Annotated in this window: 16 protein-coding genes; 13 read left to right on the top strand and 3 right to left on the bottom strand. The window is 61.9% G+C overall.

Annotated features, from left to right (window positions below; all coding sequences use genetic code 11):
- Nucleotides 1-33: 33 nt before the first annotated feature.
- A complete protein-coding gene (locus JFU58_RS17110; protein ID WP_201141305.1) occupies nt 34-1,002 on the bottom strand; it encodes a GlxA family transcriptional regulator in 969 nt (322 codons plus the stop codon).
- A 91-nt stretch (nt 1,003-1,093) separates the two neighbouring features.
- On the opposite strand from JFU58_RS17110, the gene inhA reads away from it, so the two are divergent.
- A complete protein-coding gene (gene inhA / locus JFU58_RS17105) occupies nt 1,094-1,774 on the top strand; it encodes an isonitrile hydratase (protein WP_063028476.1) in 681 nt (226 codons plus the stop codon).
- On the opposite strand, the gene JFU58_RS17100 is transcribed toward inhA, so the two are convergent.
- Both JFU58_RS17100 and JFU58_RS17095 read right to left on the bottom strand, forming a co-directional pair.
- Nucleotides 1,771-2,112 (bottom strand): antibiotic biosynthesis monooxygenase family protein, encoded by a 342-nt coding sequence (locus JFU58_RS17100; protein WP_093207817.1) that lies wholly within the window; start codon nt 2,110-2,112, stop codon nt 1,771-1,773. The two genes, inhA and JFU58_RS17100, sit on opposite strands and share 4 nt — an antisense overlap.
- A 27-nt stretch (nt 2,113-2,139) precedes the next feature.
- Nucleotides 2,140-2,769, bottom strand: a complete 630-nt coding sequence (locus tag JFU58_RS17095; protein ID WP_063028472.1) for a LysE family translocator — start codon at nt 2,767-2,769, stop codon at nt 2,140-2,142.
- A 94-nt stretch (nt 2,770-2,863) separates the two neighbouring features.
- Between JFU58_RS17095 and JFU58_RS17090 the strand changes: the two genes are divergently transcribed.
- From JFU58_RS17090 to JFU58_RS17035, 12 genes are all read left to right on the top strand, one after another.
- Nucleotides 2,864-4,189: an aminotransferase-like domain-containing protein gene (locus JFU58_RS17090; protein WP_201141303.1), complete on the top strand. Its 1,326-nt coding sequence runs from the start codon at nt 2,864-2,866 to the stop codon at nt 4,187-4,189.
- Between the two features lie 304 nt (nt 4,190-4,493).
- The gene (locus JFU58_RS17085) at nt 4,494-4,796 is read left to right on the top strand and encodes a DUF6124 family protein (RefSeq protein ID WP_017476852.1); all 303 of its coding nucleotides are present in this window, start codon (nt 4,494-4,496) and stop codon (nt 4,794-4,796) included.
- 129 nt (nt 4,797-4,925) lie between these two features.
- Nucleotides 4,926-5,441 (top strand): sigma-70 family RNA polymerase sigma factor, encoded by a 516-nt coding sequence (locus JFU58_RS17080; protein WP_093207812.1) that lies wholly within the window; start codon nt 4,926-4,928, stop codon nt 5,439-5,441.
- Nucleotides 5,428-6,387, top strand: a complete 960-nt coding sequence (locus JFU58_RS17075; RefSeq protein WP_201141301.1) for a FecR domain-containing protein — start codon at nt 5,428-5,430, stop codon at nt 6,385-6,387. Before JFU58_RS17080 ends, JFU58_RS17075 begins: the two co-directional genes overlap by 14 nt.
- 105 nt (nt 6,388-6,492) lie before the next feature.
- Nucleotides 6,493-8,979, top strand: coding sequence for a TonB-dependent siderophore receptor (locus JFU58_RS17070; protein ID WP_201141299.1), 2,487 nt, complete (start codon nt 6,493-6,495; stop codon nt 8,977-8,979).
- A gap of 445 nt (nt 8,980-9,424) precedes the next feature.
- Nucleotides 9,425-10,864: an undecaprenyl-phosphate glucose phosphotransferase gene (locus JFU58_RS17065; protein WP_063028462.1), complete on the top strand. Its 1,440-nt coding sequence runs from the start codon at nt 9,425-9,427 to the stop codon at nt 10,862-10,864.
- A complete protein-coding gene (locus JFU58_RS17060; RefSeq protein ID WP_063028460.1) occupies nt 10,864-12,324 on the top strand; it encodes a mannose-1-phosphate guanylyltransferase/mannose-6-phosphate isomerase in 1,461 nt (486 codons plus the stop codon). Before JFU58_RS17065 ends, JFU58_RS17060 begins: the two co-directional genes overlap by 1 nt.
- Nucleotides 12,324-13,235 (top strand): glycosyltransferase family 2 protein, encoded by a 912-nt coding sequence (locus JFU58_RS17055; RefSeq protein WP_201141297.1) that lies wholly within the window; start codon nt 12,324-12,326, stop codon nt 13,233-13,235. Before JFU58_RS17060 ends, JFU58_RS17055 begins: the two co-directional genes overlap by 1 nt.
- Before the next feature lie 29 nt (nt 13,236-13,264).
- On the top strand, nt 13,265-14,029 hold the full coding sequence (locus JFU58_RS17050) for a polysaccharide biosynthesis/export family protein (RefSeq protein WP_017476845.1): 765 nt from the start codon (nt 13,265-13,267) through the stop codon (nt 14,027-14,029).
- A gap of 14 nt (nt 14,030-14,043) precedes the next feature.
- Nucleotides 14,044-16,035 carry a GumC family protein gene (locus JFU58_RS17045; protein ID WP_063028456.1) on the top strand — a complete coding sequence of 664 codons (1,992 nt, stop codon included), beginning with the start codon at nt 14,044-14,046 and terminating at the stop codon, nt 16,033-16,035.
- Nucleotides 16,035-17,225, top strand: a complete 1,191-nt coding sequence (locus JFU58_RS17040) for a glycosyltransferase (protein ID WP_063028454.1) — start codon at nt 16,035-16,037, stop codon at nt 17,223-17,225. Before JFU58_RS17045 ends, JFU58_RS17040 begins: the two co-directional genes overlap by 1 nt.
- Nucleotides 17,215-18,543 carry a GH39 family glycosyl hydrolase gene (locus tag JFU58_RS17035; RefSeq protein WP_093207798.1) on the top strand — a complete coding sequence of 443 codons (1,329 nt, stop codon included), beginning with the start codon at nt 17,215-17,217 and terminating at the stop codon, nt 18,541-18,543. The genes JFU58_RS17040 and JFU58_RS17035 overlap by 11 nt, the downstream gene beginning before the upstream one ends.
- The last annotated feature ends 6 nt before the right edge of the window (nt 18,544-18,549 follow it).

Here is an 18,549-nt window from a genome sequence, read left to right as displayed (position 1 = left end):
AAAACGTACCTATTCGTTCAAGCAGGCCCTGCTTCAACCGGGGGCGCAAAACCGTTCGCGGTAGGCCTGGGGCGTGATCGACACCGCCCGCAGGAAGCTGCGGCGCATGGTTTCTTCGCAGCCAAATCCGCAGTGCACCGCAATGCGTTTGATCGACGCGCTACTGTCCGCCAACTGCCGGCGGGCGGTTTCCACGCGTATCAGTTCGACGGCCCGCGCGGGCGTCTGGCCGGTTTCGGCGCGGTAGTGGCGCACAAAGCTGCGCTCGCTCATGCCCGCCTGGGCGGCCAGTGTGGCAACGTTCAAATCGAGGGTCAGGTGTTCGGCGATCCAGGCGTGCAACTCCGCAAAACGGCTGCCGCCCTTTTGCAGGGACAACGTCACGCTGAACTGCGACTGCCCACCGGGCCGCTTGAGAAACACCACCAGGTGCCGCGCCACTTCCAGCGCCACGGCGCGACCCAGGTCCTCCTCCACCAGTGCCAGGCACAAGTCGATGCCGGCGGTCACGCCGGCCGAGGTCCACAGGTTGCCCTGCTGGATGAAAATCGGATTGGCTTCCACCGTCAGCTGTGGGTATTTGCGCGCGAGTTCTTCGCAGCGAGTCCAGTGGGTCGCCACGCGGCAGCCGTCGAGCAAACCACTGGCGGCCAGCAGAAAGGCGCCAGTGCAAACCGAGGTCATGCGCCGTGACTGGGTGGCTTTTTGGCGCACCCAGTCCACCAACGCCGGGTCTTCGGCGGCCCCGTACACGCCCCAACCGCCTGCGATCACCAGCGTGTCGCACGGCGCATCGGCGGCCGGCAGCGGCTCGGCTACCAGGGCCAGGCCCGCCGAGGTCATCACTGGCTCTGCCTGCGCGGCAATCACACTGACCGCATAGGGCAATGGCAAACCCTGCTGGCGCGCCAGGTCGTTGGCCGAGGCAAACACTTGCAGGGGCCCGGTGACGTCTAGGACCTGCACATTGGGAAAGGCGAGCACGTTGATGACTTTGGGCATGATTGGCGTAATTCGTGGGCTCAATGGCGTATGCGCCAAAGACTAGGTGACTAGAGTGAAGCCGTCCATCCCTTTATCAGGAGCAGTCCCCATGACCTTGCAGATCGGCTTTTTGTTGTTCCCCGGTATCCAGCAACTGGACCTCACCGGGCCTTACGACGTATTGGGATCGCTGCCGGATGTGAAGCTGCATCTGGTGTGGAAGGACCTGGCGCCCGTGACCGCCAGCACCGGTCTGGTGTTTACCCCCAGCACCACCTATGACGAGTGCCCGAGGCTGGATGTGATTTGCGTACCTGGCGGCTCGGGCGTCGGGGCGTTGATGGAAGATGAGCAAACCCTGGCGTTTCTCCAGGCACAAGCCCAGACCGCGCGTTACGTGACCTCGGTGTGCACCGGCTCCCTGGTGCTGGGTGCGGCGGGCTTGCTGCGAGGGCGTCGCGCGACCACCCACTGGGCCTACCACGACCTACTCGCCCCGCTGGGCGCGATCCCGGTGCAGGAGCGCGTGGTGCGTGACGGCAACCTGTTGACCGGCGGCGGGATCACCGCCGGGATCGACTTTGCCCTGACCCTGGCGGCCGAGCTGTACAGCGAAGCGGCAGCGCAACTGGTGCAGTTGCAGATTGAATATGCACCTGCCCCGCCGTTCAATGCAGGCCGGCCGGAAACCGCGCCGCCGCATGTGCTGGAGGAAGCCCGCAAACGCACCGCCGAGTCGCGCAAGACACGAGGTGAAATCGTGGCACGCGCGGCTGCACGGCTGGGTTAAGCATTCGCATGCCCGTGGCGGTCGGCGGGCACCAGATGCCCGATCGTTCCGTCCCCATAGGCCCGCTCCACTTTGGAAATCACCACGTGATAGCCGCCGTACCACCGGCGGTACAGACGCTTGGCTTCCAGATGGGTCGGGTGGCTGGCAAAGGCACGGATTGACGCTTCATCACGCCAGTAATAACTGGCGTTGATCAAACGCCCATCCGCCGAGCGCCACGACTCGGCCCCCACGTATCCCGGCAGCCTTGCCGCCAGTGCGTCGATCAAATCCGTGAGGCGCTGAAACTCGTCATCCCGTTCACCAGGCTTGTAGATAAAGGCTGCGATGTACATGGGTAACGTCCTTTTATAAGTGGGATTTCACGTCGGGCGAGACATCAATGCCAACCGCACGGCCAGCACCATCAGTACGGTCGCCAGGCCCCATTTCTGTAAGCCTGCGCTGCCTGATTTGCCGGCAAAAAACCGGCTGAGCGCCCCGCCGAAGATCCCCAGCACGGTATGAAATACACCGCTGATCAATGTCAGGATGATCCCCAGCACCACCAGTTGCAGCGCGATGGGCCCCGCCTTGGGGCTGACGAACTGCGGCAGGAACACCATGAAAAACAGCAACGCCTTCGGGTTGAGCAAACTGTTGAGCATCGCCCGCACAAACACCCGGCCCAGCGGCACGCGGCTGACGTGGGCCGTGTCCAGGGCGGGCGTTTTCTGTAGGGTCTTGAACACCAGCCACAGCAGGTACAACACCCCGGCGTAGCGAATCAGGTCGAAGGCCGGCGGCCAACTGGCGACCAGTGCGGTCACGCCGGTCGCGGTCAATGCCGTGAGCAGCAGGTCCGCCACGCTGATGCCCAACCCGGACGCCACGCCGCCACGCCAGCCATAGGTCACGCCGTGGCTGATGACGAAAGCCATGTTCGGCCCCGGGGATAACAACAGCAGCAGGACTGCGCCAGAGAAAACAGCCAGGGTTGCGAGGTCGATCATGCTCAAGCCATCCACCGGGAAAGCCTGTAGATTAATCAGCTCACCTGATACAAACAAAAAATTGATCTAGATACGCTTTACACGGGAACGCACCATGGCTCAGGTCCGCTACAAACTGATCGTCGATGAACTGGCCACGCGGATTCGCGCCGGAAAATTGCCGCCGGGCACCCAGTTGCCGACCGTGCGCAGCCTGATGAACAGCCATCGCATTGCTCTGGCGACGGCGTTGCGGGTGTACAGCGAGCTGGAGGCCAGTGGTCTGGTAGTGGGCGAGCCAGGGCGCGGCACGTTTGTGCGCGATACCACCCTGCTGCGAGGCATGGGCCTGGTTCAACAACCGCTGCAACCGGGCACCGTGGACCTGAGCCTGAACTACCCTTCGCTGCCCGGCCAGGCCGAAATGCTGCGAGACGGTTTGCGCGCCATCGCCGCCTCGGGCGACCTCGATGCCCTGCTGCATTCTGCCCCTCAGGGTGGCCGCGCCCATGAGCGGCAGACGGCGGCGCGGCACTTGCGTAATCGGCAGATTCGCGTGGGTGGCGAGCAGGTGCTGATCGTCAACGGGGCGCAGCAAGGTCTCTCTGTCAGCCTGATGGCGTTGCTGCAACCGGGGGATGTGTTGGCGGTTGATGCGCTGACGTATCCCGGGTTGAAAACCCTGGCCCAGTCCCAGCGCATAGACCTGGAGCCTCTACCGCAACCGGCTGGCCATACTGATCTGGATGCACTGGAGGCCTTGTGCAAACGGCGCCCGGTACGGGCGTTTTACTGCATGCCCACCCTGCACAATCCGCTGGGCACGGTGATGAGCGAAACCGACCGCCAACGCCTTGCAGTGTTGGCTGAGCGCTACGATTTTCTACTGATCGAAGACGGCGCCTACGCCTTTCTCGCCGAGCCCGCCCCCAAGCCGTTGTTCACCTATGCGCCGTTGCGCACGGTATACGTGTCCGGCCTGTCGAAGAGCGTAGGGTCGGGGTTGCGGGTAGGGTTTATCGTGGCGCCCCAAGCGTGGGTACCGGCGCTGGAGCAAGCGATTCGCGTCTCGACCTGGAGCACACCGACGCTCACGGTGAACCTGGCGTGCCGTTGGATCGAGTCCGGCGCGGTGGATACGCTGGAGGAACAGAAGCGTCAGGATGCGCGCCAACGCCAGGCGCTGGCCCGGGAGGTATTGCGAGGGTGTGAGGTGATTGCGCATCCGGCGTCGTATTACCTGTGGCTGGTGTTGCCCGAAGGTCTGCGGGCGGATGCTGTGGTGGCCGCGCTGGAGGGCCAGGGTGTGCGCGTCACCAGTGCAGAGCCGTTCGCCTGTACGGCCCATGTGCCGCATGCGTTGCGGGTGGCGTTGGGGTCGATTGATTTGGCGACGTTGAGATTAGCCTTGGGGAAAATTCGCGAGACAATTCGGATATGAATAAAGGGCCAGCAGGCTAAATCCCTTTGATTTGCGGGACGTTTCCGAGACAATCTTTCGGCCTTGTGCCTGTCGGAACCGGTGGCTAGTCTTCGCCCCTTCACTGCTCATCAGTGAACGGGTTTAGTCGCCCGAACCTTCACAAGGCGCATGGTTTCATCATGAGGTTTTATGGTGGCTGTGCGCAGGGCACCTTCGGGTGCGCCGGATTTTCCTTGTGGCCGGTCGACTAACCTGCGTACAGCCGCCACCCATCGTTTAGTCGCGATGGGGGCCGGCTCCTGGTCTCATAAGGAGTTACACCATGAATAAAGCCGTCCCCGACCCACCCAGCGACCTGCTGAAAAACCGCGCCGCGTTCAATCGCGCACTCGAACACTACCTGCCTTCCCAGGGCTTCCACACCGTCAACGAAGACCTGAGTTTCGAAGACGCCCTGCTCTACACCGCGAGCCTGCTCAGCAGCGCCTCGGCCACCGCCCTCGACTGCGGCGAACTGCTGCAAAGCCCCGAGCGGGCGAAGTTGTTGGCGGTGTGGCATTTGCTGGAAATTGCCAAGACCACCGTCGACCGCTCGATTGAGTGTTTGCACCTGCGCAAGGCTTAGCCGCAACCCCGTCAAGCCTGTGTGGGTTTGTGCATCCCGCCAAATCCACACGGCAACGATTGCCCAATCCTCTGGCCAGCGCATAGAATGCGAACCGTTATCAATTAAGACGCCCGCGCCAGGATGCCCATGTCGAGCGACCACCCACTGGACCATGCCGCCATCGGCCAGCTCTACCATGCCCATCATTCCTGGCTGCGCGGCTGGTTGAGCCGGCGTACGGGCTGCCGTGAGCACGCCGCCGACCTGGCGCAGGAAACCTTCGTGCGCCTGCTCAATGCGCGCAAGCAGCAAGCCTTGCTGCAACCCCGCGCCTACCTGAGCAGCATCGCCCGCAGCCTGATGATCGACCAGTATCGCCGCCGCGAACTGGAGCGTGCCTATCTGGAGAGTCTCGCCCATTTCCCGGAAGTCGAGGTGCCGTCGGAAGAAACCCGCCTGCTGATCCTCGACAGCCTGGAGCGCATCGACCGCCTGCTGGACCAACTCAAGCCACGGGTGCGCGAAGCATTTTTGCTGGCGCAACTGGACGGCCTGACCTGCCAACAGATCGCCCTGCGCCTGGGGGTGTCCAAGGCCACCGTGGAGCGCGACCTGGCCAAGGCACTGCACGCCTGTTATCGGTTGCGTTATGCCGAAGGCTAATCCGCCATTGGTGGACCAGGCGATCCAGTGGATGATCAAGCTGCGGTTCAATATTGCCGATGACGCCACCACGGCCGCCTTCGAACGCTGGCTTGAAACCAGTGGCGATCACCAGCAGGCCTGGCAACGGGTCTCGTCGATGAGTGACGAGTTTGCGCAGTTGCCGGCACAGGTCGGCCGCCATGCCTTGCAAGGTGCCCGCCAACGCATCAGCCGCCGTGAAGGGTTGAAGTTGCTCGGGCTGTTCGCCGGTGCCGCAGGGTTGACATGGTTCGGCCGCGACTACACGCCATTGCCCGGCCTGCTGGCCGACTACCGCACCACCACCGGAGAGCGGCGTTGGGTAGCCCTCGACGATGGCAGCCGTATCCAGCTCAACAGTGCCAGCGCCATCGACACAGTCTTCAACACCGAAAGGCGTCTGGTGCAGTTGCGCCAGGGTGAAATCCTGATCGACATGGGCGCCGACGGTAGCGCGCCACGGCCCTTCTGGGTGCAAACCCGCGACGGTTATCTGCGCGCCTTGGGCACCCGGTTCATGGTGCGCGAGGAGCCCCACGGCACCTTGCTCGCCGTGCAAAAAGGCACCGTCGCGGTATTCGCCGACAGCCATCAGGCCAGCGCACGTGGGGTGATACAGCCCGGCGAGCAGATGCTGTTTGATCGAAACGGCTTGCGTCCACCCGCCACCACGGGCCTGGATCCCTGGGCCTGGAGCGACGGTGTGATCAGCGCTCACAACATGCGTCTGGACGATTTCCTCGCGGAGCTGAGCCGTTACCGCAATGGGCTGGTGCGCTGCAGCGAAGCGGTTGCCGGCCTGCGTGTGTCCGGGACTTACCAGTTGGACGATACCGATCAGGTCCTGACCCTGGTGGCACAGGCACTGTCGGTGAACATCACCTATCGCAGCCGTTATTGGGTGACCGTCGCAGCTCGTGCATGACCTTCCGAAAATAAATGAGGTGAATTCTCATCTTCGCTCGACCTGTAAGGAAAGGCCGATCAACAGGCCGATTCTGTCCACTTCCTTCAGGAGCATTCCGCGGTCATGCAAGCGTTCCCCTCCAAGCGTTCTCCCCTCAAGCATGCGGTGCACGCCGCCCTGCTCGGTGCCTGCCTGAACGGCAGCGTCCTGCCCCTGGCCGTCATGGCGCAAACGCCTGCCAGCGACACCCAGGCCCGTGACTGGAACATCGCACCCGGCCCATTGGCCACGGTGCTCGACCAGTTTGCGCGCCAGGCGAGTATCAGCCTGTCCTATGACGCCACCAGCGTCGCCGGCAAGACCAGCCCCGGCCTCAACGGCGCGCTGGACAGCCAACAGGCCTTGAGCCAATTGATCCAGGGCCAGGGCTTGCAAGCCCAACGCCAGAGCAACAACACCTGGCTGCTGTTGCCGCAAGTCGCGGACACAGGCGCGCTGAACCTGGGTGCCACCACCGTGACCGGCGAACACCTCGGCGTCACCACTGACGGCAGCGGTTCCTACACCACCGGCGCGGTGACCATCGGCAAGGGCGCCCACAGCCTGCGGGAAACACCGCAATCGGTCAGCGTCATGACCCGCAAGCTGATCGACGACCAGAACATCACCACCATCGATCAATTGCTGGAACACACCCCGGGCATCACCACCTACGACTCACCTATGGGTGGCAAGTATTTCTATTCCCGTGGTTTCAAGATGCTCGGCCAATACCAGTTCGACGGTGTGCCGTTGGACATCGGCAAAGACTACGTGCAGGCCGACAGCTTCACCGCCAACATGGCGATCTATGACCGGGTGGAAGTGCTCAAGGGCGCAGCCGGCATGCTCAAGGGCGCCGGCACCGCCAGTGGTGCGGTGAACTTCGTGCGCAAGCGGCCACAAGACAAACCCACCACCAGCCTGTCGCTGTCTGCCGGCACCTGGGGCAACTACCGCGCCGACGTCGATACCGGCGGCCCGCTCAATGACAGCGGCACCGTACGCGGCCGCGCCGTGGTCAGCCAACAGAACCGTGGCTCGTACATGGACGTCTCCAAGCGCCAGGACCAAGCTGTCTACCTCGCACTGGATGTTGACCTCTCGCCCGACACCACCCTGGGCATCGGTGCCAGCTACGAAGATGTCGATGCAACGCCCTGCTGGGGCGGTGTGCCGCGCTACAGCGACGGCAAGAGCATTGGCCTGAGCCGTTCCACCTGCCTGGGCCAGGCCTGGAACGACTGGCAGAGCCAACGCACTACGCTGTTTGCCGACCTCACCCACCACTTCAACGACGACTGGCAACTCAAGGTCACGGCGGTGAACAGCCGCAACCTGCAAGACATCAAATACGCCGCCAGCCAAGGCACCGTGAAGTACGGTGATCCGGCGCCAACCGCTGAGATGTACGCTGCGCTGTTTGACTACGACCACCGGGATTTCGGACTGGATGCCTACCTGGACGGTAAGTTCGAAGCGTTCGGTTTGCAGCATGAACTCATCATCGGCGCCAATGGCAGCCGTGGCACCCAGGACGATGTCTACGCGATCCGGAGCCTGCCCGACCGGCAAAGTATCTTCCTGCCCAACCACCACTTCCCGCAGCCCGCCAACGATACCTTCTGGCCCAACATGTACCGGGGCGGCACCGTCAAGGAAACCGCCACCCAGTACGGTACCTACGCCACTTTGCGCCTGAGGCTGGCCGAGCCATTGATGGTGGTGCTCGGCAGTCGCGTCAGCTGGTTCGAAAACCGCCGCCAGTCGAATAACCTCGCCTGGGGCGAATGGGCCCTGCAGGACGCACGCACCAAGGAAACCGGTGAAGTCACGCCGTTCGCCGCGGTGATCTATGACCTCGACGACAACCTTTCGGTGTACGCCAGCTACGCCGATATCTTCCAGCCACAAAGCTCCAACGCCACGGTGACCGGCGCCGCCCTCAAGCCCAAAATCGGCGAAAACTACGAGCTGGGCATCAAGGGCGAATGGTTTGAGGGGCGCCTCAACAGCTCGCTGGCATTGTTCCGCGCTATCGAGAAAAACGCCGCCGAAACCGACTACACCACCCAATGCGGTACCTCGGCAGACGGCTATTGCTACACCGACACTGGCAAGGTTCGCGCACAAGGTGTCGAAGCCGAGTTGAGTGGCGAGTTGCTGGAACGCTTGCAAGTGGCGGGCGGCTACACCTACACCCAGACCAAGAATCTCAACAACATCAACAGCGCCGCAATTGGCGCGGTCGCAAACAGCTACGTGCCGCGACACATGCTGCGCTTGTGGGGCGATTATCAGCTGGACGGAACACTGTCGAAATGGAGCGTCGGCACCGGCGTCAACGCCCAGAGCAGCAACTACCGAATTCAAGGCATCAAACTGGAACAAGCCGGTTATGCGGTATGGAGTGCGCGGTTGGCGTACCGGGTTGATGACACATGGACGGTGGCGCTGAACGGTAACAATCTCTTCGACAAAAATTACTATCAGACGGTGGGAACGGCCGACTGGGGTAATTTCTACGGCGAACCGCGCAACTTCACCGTCAGTTTGAAAGGCAATTTTTAAGGTTAGTACCGCCTCAATGTGGTGACGGACTCACGTCCTCACCACTCGTCGCTTGTCCCCGAAAACTCCCGCGTCCTACCTCCGTCAAAAAAAGGTTTTCCTCCCCGGCAGGAAATTTCCCAAATTTGTTCCTACACTCCAAAACGCCAGCATTTTGTTCTCGAAGAACCCGAGAACCCGACCTAGAAAGTCAACAATTTGTCACGCAGATGATTAGATAATGTGTCTAGATCGATACCCTTATAAAAAAGTCAAAACCTTGACGAACAAGGAAAAGAGAACCATCATTTAGCCATTACCCCGCAAATTCCCTGCAAATAGATAGGTAATTGCGTATTACCCAGCGAAGCAAGCCGTTCGTCTGGCGCCACTTATAAAGCAAGCCCTGCCTTTATGGATGAGCAGCCGAACAAGGAAGCCCTGGTGTGCAATGAGGGATGTTTTTATGCGCGAGAAGTCGTCCGTCGACAGCCTGTTTTTGACCCGGGCCGGTTTTATTGAATTTTTTGTCGTTTTCGTAAAGTTGATGCACGGTCTCACCGCTGTTTTTCCGGCACTGATCCTGCTGTTTTATCCGGAACCGATGGCCTCCGAGTTGCGCGCGCACTTTCTCGGCTTGCTGCTGTTCTTCGCGATCATGACGATTATTTTGTTCCAGGCCATGGGGGTTTACTCCGAGGAGTTGTTCAGCAACCGCCTGCGGTTTCGCACCATGCTGGTGGCCTGGTCTTCGGCCTTTTGCATCCTGCTGTTCATGTACCAGATTCTGCAGATGTTCCCGCAGTTGAGCCCGCGCAACCTGGTGTTCTGGTTTATCACCAGCCTGGCGCTGTTCGGGGTGGAGCGGATGGTGATGCTGCGCCTGTTTCGCAACCTGATGGCGAACGGCAAATACCTGCAACGCACGGTGATCCTCGGCTTCACCGACACCGCCGTGCACGTGGCCGACCACTTGCAACGCAACGGTGATATCCGCTCCGGCCTGATCGGTTTTATCGACGACCGCACCGAGCGCATCCCCAAGGAATTGAGCAACCTGCCGCTGCTGGGAAACACCCGCGACCTGGAAAAGCTGATCCGCTCCGAGCAGGTCAATCAGGTAATGATCACCCTGCCCTGGGCCGCCGAACAGCGGATCAACGGGCTGGTGAAGCGCCTGCGGCAGATGTCGGTCAACGTCATGCTGGTACCCGACATGGCCGCCCTGCGTTACGGCCACAGCCGCATCACCGATGTGGGCGGCATCCTGATGTTCAACACCTCCCATGTGCCGCTGCGGGGTTGGTCGCCGTTTATCAAGCGCTGCGAAGACCTGATCCTGGCGACCCTGGGGCTGGTGGCGTTGTCGCCGATCATGCTGATCACGGCGATAGCCATCAAGCTCGACTCCAAAGGTCCGGTGCTGTTTCGCCAGAACCGTTTTGGCTACAACGACAACGTGATCCGGGTGTTCAAGTTCCGCTCGATGTACGCCGAGATGAGTGACTTCAACGCCGACCGCCAGACCACCCGCGGCGACCCGCGCATCACCCGCGTGGGCCGGTTTATTCGCAAGACCAGCATTGATGAGCTGCCGCAGTTGTTCAACGTGCTGCTGGGCAACATGTCGATGGTCGGCCCGCGGCCCCATGCCACCGCGACCAAGGCGGCCGGGGTGCCCTACGAAGTCGCCGTCAGCGAGTACAGCTCGCGGCACCGGGTGAAACCGGGCATCACTGGCTGGGCGCAAATCAACGGCTATCGTGGTGAAACCGACACCCTGTTCAAGATTCAGAAACGCGTTGAATACGACTTGGAGTACATCTCGAAGTGGTCGGTGTGGTTCGACTTGTACATCGTTTTCATGACGGTCCCAGCCGTCCTTTCGACCAAGGAAGTCTATTGATGAACACCCTCAACGGCTTGATTCCCTGCATTATTTCCGGTGGCTCGGGCACCCGGCTGTGGCCGGTGTCACGGCAGAACATGCCCAAGCCCTTCATGCGCATGCGTGACGACCAGAGCCTGTTGCAGAAGACCTTCCTGCGGGCCAGTCACTTGCCGGGCGTGGAGAACGTGCTGACGGTGACCAACCGCGAGATGCTGTTTCGCACCCTGGATGACTACCGCGTGGTCAACAAGACCCACCTGGCCCTCGACCTGCTGCTGGAGCCATTCGGGCGCAACACCGCCGCTGCGATCGCCGTGGCCGCCCTGCACGTGCAGGAGAATTTCGGCGGCGAGGCGCAGTTGCTGGTGATGCCCGCCGACCACCTGATCCTCGATGAAAGCGCCTTCGCCGATGCCGTCACCCAGGCCCGCGAATTGGCAGAGGCCGGCTACCTGGTGACGTTCGGCATTCAGCCCGACCACCCTGAAACCGGCTTCGGCTATATCGAACAAGGCGATGCACTGGGCCAGGGTTTCCGGGTCAAGCGTTTCGTCGAGAAGCCCGACCTGGCCACCGCCCAGGGTTATCTGGACGGCGGCAAGCACCTATGGAATGCCGGGATGTTCTGCTTCAAGGCAAGCACATTGCTCGACGAGCTTGCGCTGCACGCCCCCGCCGTACTGGACGCCGCGAAAGCCGCCCTCGACCACAGCCACAGCCTGAATAACAACAACTGCCGCCAGCGCGAATTGAACGCTGAAGGCTTCGGGTCGGCGCCCGATATATCGATTGACGTGGCGCTGATGGAAAAATCCGCGCAAGTGGCCGTGGTGCCCTGCGACATCGGCTGGAGTGATATCGGTTCCTGGGACGCGGTGCGCCAGCTCACCCCAAGCGACGCCAATGGCAACCAAGTGAATGGCGAAGCGATCCTGCACGACGTGCATAACTGCTACATCGACTCCCCCAAGCGCGTATTGGGCGCGGTGGGCGTGAGCGACCTGATCATCGTCGACACCCCGGACGCGATCCTGATTGCCGACGCCAACCGCAGCCAGGACGTGCGCTACATCGTCGCCGAGCTCAAGCGCCAGAACCATCCGGCCTTCAGCCTGCACCGCACCGTGACCCGGCCGTGGGGCACCTACACCGTGCTGGAAGAAAGCAGCCGCTTCAAGATCAAGCGCATCGTGGTCAAGCCACGCGCCTCGCTGTCGTTGCAGATGCACCATCACCGCAGCGAGCACTGGGTCGTGGTCAGCGGCGCGGCGATGATTACCAACGGCGACCGTGAATTCCTGATCAACGCCAACGAATCCACTTACATTCCAGCCGGGCACAAACACCGTCTGACCAACCCCGGCATCATCGACCTGGTAATGATCGAAGTGCAGAGCGGCGAGTACCTCGGGGAAGACGACATTGTGCGTTTTGACGACATCTACGGCCGGGCTCCGGCCGAAGTGAAGCAGTGATGCGTACCGCCCTGATCATCCCGACCCGCAACGCAGCCAGCCACCTCGACCGGCTGCTGCCGGCGCTGCGCATGCAAACCCTGCAACCGGACGAAACCCTGGTGGTCGACAGCGCCTCCAGCGACAACACCGTGGCGCGTTTTCGCGAGTTCGGCGTACGGGTCGAAGTGATCGATGCCAAGGACTTCAACCATGGTGGCACCCGCCGCTGGGCCAGCGAACAAGTCGACGGCGACGCGCTGATCGTGATGACCCAGGACGCGATCCCCGCCGAACCCGAGACGTTCGCCAACCTGGTGGGCGAACTGGAACTGGACCCGCTCAACGGCGTCGCCTATGGCCGCCAACTGCCGCACCCGGATGCCGGTGTGCTGGGGGCCCAATCACGCCACTTCAACTACCCGCCGCAAAGCCGCAGCAAAAGCCTGGCTGATGCGCCGGAGCTGGGGATCAAGACCTGCTTCAGCTCGGATTCTTTTTCGGTGTACCGGCGCAGCGCCCTGCAAGCCGTCGGTGGCTTCCCCGCGGATGTGATCGGCAGCGAGGACGCCTACGTCGCCGCCCGCATGCTGCTGGAAGGCTACAAGGTGCGCTATGCCGCCACCGCCCTGGTCTATCACTCCCACGATTACCGTCTCATGGATGAGTTTCACCGCTACTTCGACATTGGCGTGTTCTACGGCCGCGAGCCGTGGATTCGCCAGGCTTTTGGTGATGCCGGCGGTGAAGGTAAACGCTATGTACTGGCTGAGCTTCGAGCTTTACGCGAAGCCGGTGCATTGCACCGCGTACCCGAAGTACTGGTGCGCAGCGCGTTCAAATTGCTCGGCTACCGGCTGGGCCATCTGGAGCGCCAGCTCCCCCTCGCCCTCAAGCGGCGCATCAGCATGTTCCCCGGTTATTGGAGGTGAGCATCATGACCTACAGGAAGACCCCTTTGATGAAACGAACCTTGCTCGTCCTGGCCATGATGGCATTGGCCGCCTGCAATACGCCCGCGCGGATCGTCGCGCCCGATGGCAAGACGGTGAACGAGGGCAAGCAGGCCCTCGATCGCATGGCCCAGTTGCCGCCGGCGGTGGAGCGGATCCGCATCGGCGACCAGCTGCGGATCGTCCGCGATGCCGGGGAAATGCCGACCCTGTCGGCGTTCAACGTCAGCACGATTTACGAGCTGACGCTGTATACCGTGCAGAACGACGGCAAGATCAACTACCCCTTCCTGGGGCCGATCCAGGTGGCGCGGCGCACGCCGGCGGAAGTCGCCGCCGAGCTGAGCCAGAAACTCGCACCGGTGTATCGCGAGCCTCGGGTGACGGTGAACATCAACCAGGCGCCGGGTAACACGGTGATCGTCGGCGGCGCGGTGTTAAACCCGTCGGCTATTTCCATCGCCACCGCCCCGACCATGGAGCAGGCGATTCTCGGTGCCGGCGGCGTGAGTTCGGTGGGCAACGCGAGCATGGTCGCCCTGTTGCGTGAAGACGGACAAGGCGTTTACCACGCCTACTTCCTCGATTTCAGCCAGTACCTGAAGAACGGCGCTCTGGGCCGCAAGCCCGTGGCGCTGCAACGCGGTGACGTGGTGTTTGTACCCAAGTCCAACGTCGGCGAACGGATCCAAGGCGTGGACACTTACCTGAACCAGCTGATCCCCTTCACCAAATCCATTGGTGTGGGCTACAGCTACACCACGAACCACTAAAGGAGCGACATCCCATGATCGAGATCCGTTCTTTTCGTGATCTTCTGCGTCTGTTCTTCATCTTCAAGCACGAGTTCAAACTCGCGGCGCTTGCCGCGCTGGTGATCATTTTGCTGGGGGCGTTCCTGCTGCCGGCCAAGTATGAATCCACCGCGCGGTTGCTGGTAAAACCGGGGCGTGACTCGACGATGCCGATCGAGGTCGACAACCGTCAGCCGATCGTCATGCCGAGTACCCAGCGCGACCCGATTGTCGACGAAGAACGCCTGCTGACCGGGCGCCCCATCGTGCGTGCCGTGGCCGAGCATTACCTGGACGTGATGGACAAGATGCAACCGCCGCAAGGCGTGTGGAAGCGCACCAAGTGGTACGTCAAGAAAGGCATCAGCTCAGTATTCGACGGTGTGCGAGTCGTGCTGGAAACCGTCGGCATCGTCGAGGAAACCACCCCGGTGGAACGCCTGGCGAAAAGCCTGGAGAAAAACTTCGACGTGACCCACGCCATTGGCTCCACGGTGATGGACATCAGCTTCACCTGGGATGATCCGGAAATCGCCCAGGCGGTGGTCAAGGACTGGGTGGAAACCTACATCGAAGAGCGCACCCAGGCGTTAGGCCGCAAGAGCCTGTACGCGTTCTATGAAGGCCAGGTGTCTTCCAGCGCTGCCCAGATCAAGAGCTACAAGGAGCAGATCCTTACGCACTTGAACGAGATTGGCGCGTCGAGCATCACCGATCGCCTGGAAGACTTGTCCGAGCGGATCAACGTGCTGCGTGGCGAAGTGTTCAACTCCACTCGGCTGATCGCTTCCTCCGACGTGGCGTTGCAGAGCACCCGTGACCAACTCAAGGGCCAGCCCAAAGAGGTGACCACGGTTCGCCAGATCGCGTTGAACCCGCAACAACAAGACTTGCGTCGCCTGCTGAACCAGAAGCTCCTGGAAAAAGCCGACATGATGCGTACCTATACGGATAACGCGCCGCCGGTCAAAGCCCTGGACGCTTCGATCCGTGCCATGCAGGCCCAGGTCGCCGGTGAAAGCGACACGGTGCAAAGCTCCGAGAACCGTGCGCCGAACACCCTGGAAATCCACTTGCAACGGGTACTGCTGGATGAGACCAGCCGCAACCAGTCGCTGCGGACGCAGTTGGTGCAACAGCAAAAACAACTGACGGAACTGGAAGCCCAACGCAAGGACGCCCTGGCCATTGAGCCGGAACTGGCGCGCCTGGCCCGTGAGCTGAACGGCACCGAGAAAAACTACGCGCTGTATGTCGACAGCCTGGAAAAATCGCGGATCGACCGTGAACTGGACAAGAGTCAGATCAGTAACATTGCGGTGATCGAAGAAGCCACCCTCAACCCTGGGCGCGTCTTCCCGAAAACCCTGCTGATGCTGTTACTGGCGATTCCGTTCTCCATCGTGGTCGGGCTGCTGGTGATCTACCTGTGCTACCTGCTGGATCAGCGGATCCACGACGGCGGTCTGGTGGAAGGCAAGTTCGGACTGCCGCTGTGGACCACGCTGCCGGAGCTGGATACAAGCACCGCGCAAAGCACCAACGCCTTCAACGCGAGCATTTATCGCCTGTATGGCTTGCTGCCGCTGGAGCGTATTGCCGAACAGGGCCTGACCCTGGGGCTGACCTCGGCGCGACACGGTGAAGGCGTGAGTTTTGTGGTCGAGCAGTTGCGCCAGTTGCTGGAAGAGAACGGCGTGCGGGTACGGGTCGGCGGGATTGAGCCGGCGATTCCGGGCCAGGTGGTCTTGCTGGATGCCTCGGCACTGCTGGACAACCGTGACGCGTTCATCAACCTGCGCCGTGCCGACCTGATCGCGCTGGTGGTGGAAGCGCAGAAAAGCACGGTACCGGTGGTGGAACACGCCCTGTCGATCCTCACCACGGCGTTCGGCAAGGTCGATGGCATCATCATCAACCGCCGCAAGTTCGAGGTGCCGGTCAAGGTGCTGAAAACCATCGCCAAATACCGGGGTTCGTTCTGATGCGCATCGCCCTGCTCGCTCCCCTGCCGCCTGAAAAGAACGGGATCGCCGATTACGCGAACCACTTCAAGACGGCACTGGAGCAACTGGGCGTCGAGGTGGCTACGCCCTTGACGGGCGTGGTCGGCAGCACGGCGTCGATCAAGCAAGCCATTGCCGGTTTCGACTGGCAGGGGGTTGATCTGGTCCACGCCGAGCTGGGCGGAGGGCGGCTGGGGGAGTTCCTGGCCCTGCGCGAATTGCGCAAGGCCTACCCTGCGCTGCCGTTGACCGCCACGGTGCATGACCCGGAACGCATGGTCTGGCGGCGCGAGCAACTGCCCTTTCCGCTGAACCTGCTGGAATCCTTGCCCAGCCCATTGCCCCAGGCGGCGGTGGTGCTGGCCGATCCCTTGACCCTGCGTGAAGAACGTCACGTCGCCCAGGGCCTGACCCGGCTGGTGACCCTCACCCGCTTGGGCGCCGACTGCCTGACGGCGCGCATGCAATTGCCCGTCGGCAAGGTGGCGGTGATCAACCACGCCAACCTGGATATCCCGCCCGTGGCCTTGCCGCCACTGGACACGCTGCACCTGCTGTATTTTGGTTTTATCTACCGTGGCAAAGGCATCGAAGACCTGTTGCAGGCCCTGGCCGCCGTCTTCGAAAAAGCCCCCGAATTGCGTGACCGTGTGCGCCTGACTCTGGCCGGTGGCACTGCCGCCGAAATGGCGTTTGGCGCAGGCGGCAATTACCTGGAGCAACTGAACAGCCAGATCGCCGAACTTGGCCTGGCAGGCTCCATCGACTGGCGGCTGAATTTGCCCGCCAGCGAAATCCCGCAGACGATCCAGGCGCACCATGTGATGGTGCTGCCGTATCGCGAATCGAAAAAACTCGGCCTGCTGGGCCGCCAGCGTGGTACCAGCGGTGCATTGTCGTGGGCCGCCGCCTGTGGGCGCGGCGCAATCACCTCGGATGCCCGGGCGTTCGCCGAGGAAGTCGCCAGCGGCAATGGCGCCATCTATCCACAAGGCGATGTCGCCGCCTTGAGCGAGCAACTGCTGCTGCTCGCACGCAACCCGCAAATGGCCAGGGACTGGGCCGAACGCGCCGCCGCGATTGGTCGTGAACGGCTGTGGCCGTTGACGGCGCAGAAGTTCGCGACACTGTTTAGTGAAGCCATTGCAGGAGGCAACCATGGCACGTAAACGGACTTACCTGGCGACCCTCGTGGTCGTCGCCGCACTGGGCCTGACCGCCTTTCTCTGGGGCCGCCCGGCCGATGCCGAGAGCCATGTGCTCAAGGGCAACAAAGAGATCGTGTGGAAAGATTTTCTGGGGGTGAACGCGCAGTTCCTGTGGTTCAGTCCCGAGCGTTATCAGAAGCAGATCGACCGCCTCAAGGCCCTGGGCCTGGAATGGGTGCGCCTGGACCTGCATTGGGACCAACTGGAAACCGCCGAGAACCAGTACAACGTCGCGACCCTTGATGAACTGGTGAACAAGCTGCAGCAGAACCAGATCAAGTCGGTGTTCTACCTGGTGGGTTCGGCGAAGTTCGCCACCACCGCGCCGGCCTCCTCGCCGTATCAGGACCAGTTCCCGCCCAAGGACCCGAGTATCTTCGCCAACCGCATGGCGTTGCTGGCCCAGCGTTACCCCAGCGTGGACGCATGGCAGGTGTGGAACGAGCCGAACCTGCTGGGTTTCTGGCGCCCCGTCGCCGACCCGGCCGGCTATGCGAACCTGTTGCAAGTCACCGCAGCCGCGCTGCGGGTGGTGAACCCGAACAAACCGGTGGTGGCTGCCGGCATGGCGTTTTTCAGCGAAATGCCCAACGGCCAGAATATGCTCGACGGGCTGCTGCAACTGGGCGTGCCGAGCCTCAATACCATCATGTCCTATCACCCCTACACCCAATTGCCCGAAGGCAACACACCGTCGAACCTCGACTTTGTCGAAAAAACCAGCGCCCTCAACCAGAAACTGCGGGCGGCCGGGGTGAGCACCCTGTGGAGCACCGAGTGGGGCTGGTCGAACTATAAAGGCCCGAAAGAGGTGCAGGACTTCATCACCACCCAAGGCCAGGCCGACTACATCGTGCGCCGCGTTGCGCTGATGAGCGCGCTGGATTTCGACAAGATCTTCCTGTTTACCCTGAGCGACCTGGACCAGCGCGCCAGCGTGCGTGACCAGAGTTATGGCTTGCTCGACATCGACGCCAACCCCAAGCCGTCGTATACCGCGTTGCAGAATTTCCTGCAGGTGAGCGGGCCCAAGTTGACCCCCGGCGATCCCCCCACTGCCGACCAGTTGCCCGATGGCCTGTTCAGCATCGGCTGGACCCGTGCCGACGGGCGCAAGGTGTGGTTTTTCTGGTCAGCCCGTGGCGGCAGCGCGCACTTGCCGGGCATGACCACCGCCACCTTGTATGACCCCTTGCGCGGCACCGAAACACCCTTGAGTGGCACCAGTGGACTGGACGTACCGGTCAAGCCGAACCTGCAAATTCTGTTATGGGATTGAAGCCAC

Source organism: Pseudomonas sp. TH34 (assembly GCF_016650865.1).
In the GTDB taxonomy this organism is placed as follows: domain Bacteria; phylum Pseudomonadota; class Gammaproteobacteria; order Pseudomonadales; family Pseudomonadaceae; genus Aquipseudomonas; species Aquipseudomonas yamanorum.
The sequence above is the reverse complement of the archived record's forward strand: the minus strand, read 5'-3'. Positions and strand labels throughout refer to the sequence as shown.